The 4,345-nt window shown below is 71.8% G+C and carries 4 protein-coding genes; all 4 read right to left on the bottom strand.

The genetic code is table 11. The features are described from left to right. Positions 1–731 (bottom strand): ABC transporter transmembrane domain-containing protein (locus tag NQ160_RS11300; protein WP_257515340.1); only part of this gene is annotated, 731 nt, incomplete at its 3' end. After that, the gene (locus NQ160_RS11295; RefSeq protein ID WP_257515339.1) at positions 728–2,539 is read right to left on the bottom strand and encodes an ABC transporter ATP-binding protein; all 1,812 of its coding nucleotides are present in this window, start codon (positions 2,537–2,539) and stop codon (positions 728–730) included. The genes NQ160_RS11300 and NQ160_RS11295, both read right to left, overlap by 4 nt. A gap of 426 nt (positions 2,540–2,965) precedes the next feature. Then, positions 2,966–3,457: a methylated-DNA--[protein]-cysteine S-methyltransferase gene (locus NQ160_RS11290; protein WP_257515338.1), complete on the bottom strand. Its 492-nt coding sequence runs from the start codon at positions 3,455–3,457 to the stop codon at positions 2,966–2,968. After that, on the bottom strand, positions 3,454–4,345 hold an 892-nt coding region (locus NQ160_RS11285), incomplete at its 5' end, for a DNA-3-methyladenine glycosylase family protein (RefSeq protein WP_306853156.1). The genes NQ160_RS11290 and NQ160_RS11285, both read right to left, overlap by 4 nt.

Below are 4,345 nucleotides of genomic sequence, written 5' to 3'. Positions count from 1 at the left end.
TCCTTTCGGAAGGCCTTCACCGCGCGGATGCCGGTCATCGTCTCGACGAACTGCACGATCAGTCGCGCACTGACGACCCGCGACAGGCGGAAGCCCTTCTGGGATTCCCGGTAGAACCACCGCATGAGGAGGAACAGCGGCAAGCCCATCACCACGAGGATGAGGCCCGACTGCCAGTCCACGAGGAAGAGCGCGACCAGCGTGAAGACGCCGTACAGCGCCCCCTGCACCAGCTGGTTCAGTCCCCCGTCGAGGAGTTCCCGGATCGACTCCAGGTCGCTCGTCTGCCGCGAGATGATGCGTCCAGAGGTGTAGGTCTCGTGGAACTCCAGGCTCAGCCGCTGGGTGTGACGGAAGATGCGGGTGCGCAGGTCCATCAGCACGGCCTGGGTCAGCCGCGCCGACAGCAGCACGTACCAGGCGATGAGCAGGGCGCCCATCACGCCCGAGACGAGGTACATCGCCGTCACGCCGAAGGCCGGCATCCAGTCGGCGTATTCCACGGCACGCGGCAAGGCCTCGTTGATCCCCCACGCGATGAGGGCGGGGCCGAGGACCCGCAGAGCGGTGGAGGCGACCAGCACCAGCGCGGTCAGCACCAGCAGCCCCTTCATGGGGCGCACGAGCGACCACAGCAGCCGGAGCGACCGGCGCCGGATCGTGCGGCTTTCTTCCTGGGTGTAGTCGTCGCGGTCTTCGCCGCTGGTCCCCTGGACGCTCGACGCGCTCACAGGTTCACCTCCGTCTCGCGCTGGGTGCGTTCCTCGGCTTCGAAGCTCGAGATGACGTATCGGTAGTGCTCGCTCGTGCGCAGCAGTTCGCTGTGGGTGCCGACCGCCGTGATGCGGCCCGCCTCGAGCACCGCCACCCGGTCGGCCATGGCGACCGTCGATGGACGGTGGGCCACGATGAGCGCCGTGGTGGTCGCCAGCACCCGCCGCAGCGCCGCCTCGACGAGGGCCTCGGTGTCGACGTCGAGCGCCGACAGCGGGTCGTCCAGCACCAGCACGGCCGGACGCGCGGCAACGGCACGCGCCAGCGCCAGGCGCTGACGCTGGCCACCGGACAGGCTCAGCCCCTCCTCGCCGACGAGGGTGTCGACTCCGTCTGGCAGCTCGTGCACGAACTGCGCCTGCGCGATGGCGAGGGATTCCGCCAGGACGGCGTCGGCCTCCGGGCTGTCGGGGCGCAGGTCGTCACGGCCGAGCAGCACATTCTCGCGCACCGACGAGGAGAACAGCGTGGCATCCTCGAAGGCCATCGCGACGTGGCGGCGCAGCTCCTCGAGGGTGAGATCGCGCACGTCGACGCCGTCCAGCTCCACCGCGCCCTGAGTGACGTCGTAAAGGCGCGCGGGGAGGGTCGTGAGGGTCGTCTTGCCGGAGCCGGTGAGGCCGACGAGGGCCATCGTCTCCCCCGGCTGCAGCACGAGGTCGATGCCGTCGACCAGGTCGCGCTCGTCGGCGCCGGCATCCTGATACCGGAAGTGCACGCCGCGGAAGGCCAGCTCACCGCGGGGCTGGGCGATCGTCTTCGGGTTCACCGGGTCGACGATGTCGTTGGTCTCATCGAGCACCTCGAACACGCGGTCGGTGGCCGTGCGGGCGTCGACGAGGAAGGCGAAGAGGAAGCCGAGCGACTCGAGCGGCCAGCGCAGCGCCGTCGCCATCGCGAAGAAGGCGAAGAGCTCTCCCACGGTGAGCTGACCCTCGCTGGCGAGCCAGATGCCGATGAGCAGGCACACGGCGAACGCCACCATCGGCACGACCTCGAGCCAGAACCAGAGCACACCCACCTCGCGCGCCTTGCGCAGCTCGGTGGTGCGCAGCGTCTGCACCTGCGCGGTGAACTTCTGCAGCGCGTGCTTGCCGCGGCCGAAGGCCTTGAGCACGCGGATGCCGTGCACGCTCTCTTCCACCGACGTGGCGAGGTCCCCGGCCTGGTCCTGGCTCTGACGCGCCAGCACGCCGTACGTGCGCTCGAATCGGAAGCCGAAGAACCACAGCGGAATCGACACCACGAGGAACGTGGCCCCCAGGGCCCAGTGCCAGCGGAAGAGGAAGAAGGCGCCGATGATGATCGTGAGCACGTTCACCAGCAGCAGGATCGAGCCGAACGCGAGCCACCGGCGGATCAGGTTGATGTCCTGCATCATGCGGCTGAGGAGCTGACCGGACTGCCAGCGGTCGTGGAACGACACCGGCAGGCGCTGCAGCCGACGGTAGAACTGCTGACGGATCTCGTACTCGACGCCGGTGGCCGGGCTGAGGACGAACGCGCGGCGGAGCCAGACGAAGAAGGCCTCGAGCACGCCCAGCACCAGCACACCCGCCGCTGCCCAGACGATGAGCGGGATGTCACCGGTCGCGATGGGGCCGTCGACGGCGGCTTCGAGGACGAGCGGGATCAGCAGGCTGACCAGCGCGGCGCCGAACGCGGCGATGAGGCCGCCGATGAGGCGCGGCATCACGGGTTTGACGAACGGCAGGAGTCGCGCGAGCGCGCGGGGTGTGGAGAGTCTCTGAGGTGAGGAAGACATGGTCCTTCGAGGGGTTGGATCCGGATGCGCGGGGCTTCGGCGGGGAGGTTCGGTTCGGCGGGGGCGGCGGTGCGACGACTCCGGCGCGTCACGCCGGGGCGGCGCTCGTCGGCGCGGGGCGGTCGGCTTCGCGGACGTGGGCGCGGAAAGGGGCAGGGAGCGAGCGGGCACTGACTCCGGTCCGCAGCGCAGCTCTCACCACCCGGTGAGGACGGCGCGCGCGGCGCGGCGCGGCGAGAACCTCGCTAGGGACCGGCGCCTACCCGGCCACCGGTCGACGACCGGCGGGGGCGAGGAGGCGCACGATCGGCTTCGCGGTGACGGCGGCCTGGTACATGGCGTCCTCCTCAGTCGTGGGATGCCGCCGCGAAAGGCGACAGCCCTCCAGACTATCCCTGGGAATTCCCTGGACGCAACACCCACCGGTCAGGTGGATTCGTGGACCAGAAGCGCCCGCTTGATGTGAAGGCCCCACGCGAAGCCGCCGAGGCTGCCGTCGGCGCGCATCACGCGGTGGCACGGCACGAAGAGCGCCGGCGCGTTGCGGGCGCAGATCGACGCGGCGGCGCGCACGGCGGCGGGCTGGCCCATCGCCGCGGCGAAGGCGGTGTAGGTCAGCGGTCGGCCCGGCTCGATGCGGCGCAGGGCATCCCAGCCGTCCCGCTGCAGCGCGGTGCCCTGCTGCACGACGCTCACGCGGTCGATCGCCCGCAGGTCGCCGCCGTAGTAGGCGAGGACGGCACCGGCGGCATCCGTCGCCCCCTCCCGCACCCTCTCAGGGCGCAGCGCCGGGTGGATGCGGGTGATCATCGCGTCCGCATCGGCGGTCCAGCCCGAGGCGAGCACCCGGCCTTCGGCGTCGGCGACGATCGTGAAGGGGCCGTCGGCGGTGTCGATGGTCTCGATGAGGGCGGTCATGCGGTGACTCCTTCGGGTTCCCGCGCCGGTGCGGGGGTACGTGCGGGGGGTGTGTGCTGCCCGGCGGGTCGGCGCAAGGCGGCTCGCCAGAGGTGGGCGGTCAGGTATGTGCGCCAGGGCGCGGTGCGCGCGGACCACGCGACGAGACCCGCGGGGTCTGCGGGAATCCCGAGGGCGGCAGCGCCTGTGCGGGCCGCGACATCGCCGGGCAGCAGCACGTCGGGGTCGCCCGTCACGCGCATGCGGACGTAATCGGCCGTCCACGGGCCGACGCCGGGAAGCGCCAAGAGGCGTGCCCGCTGCTCGGCGCCGTCGTCGCCGGCCGAGAGCATCAGCTCGCCCGACGCCATCAGCGCGGCCGCCCCGGTGAGCGCCCGGATGCGGGCGGCCGGCCCACGCAGCACGTCAGCGCCGTGCTCGGCGATGGCCGCCATCGTCGGGAACAGCCGGTCGGTGCCCTCGTGGGCGGGGACCCGCTCCCCCAGCGCGTCGGTCAGCCGCACCAGTGCGGTGCGGGCGGCCGCCACCGAGATCTGCTGGCCCACCATCGCGCGGATGAGCATCTCGTGCGGGTCGGCGGCGCCGGGGACGCGCATGCCCGGGGTTGCGGCGAGCGAGGCGAGCAGTTCGGGGTGGCGACCGAGCGCCTCGTCGACGGCGACGGGGTCGGCATCCAGGTCGAACAGCCGCCGCGCCCGTGCCACCAGCGTCGGCAGATCGCCCAGCCGGGTCAGCCGGGCATCGAGCCGCACCCGGTCGCGGCCTGCGGCGCGCAGACGGAACCAGGCCGGCCCGCCCGGGAGCGCGAGCGTGCGTGCGAAAGAGGTCGCCGTCGCCGTCTCGAGGCCGGCGATGGCGCGGGCGGACATCCAGGCGAAGAGCCCGTCG

The sequence above is a fragment of the Microbacterium sp. zg.Y909 genome, from assembly GCF_024626565.1.
Note: the sequence above shows the minus strand (reverse complement) of the source record. Positions and strands in the feature narration are given on the sequence as shown.

Bases quoted from the DNA above. Each gene is read 5' to 3' on its own strand.
- NQ160_RS11295 (WP_257515339.1), bottom strand. From the start codon at position 2,539: ATGTCTTCCTCACCTCAGAGACTCTCCACACCCCGCGCGCTCGCGCGA.
- NQ160_RS11290 (WP_257515338.1), bottom strand. From the start codon at position 3,457: ATGACCGCCCTCATCGAGACCATCGACACCGCCGACGGCCCCTTCACG.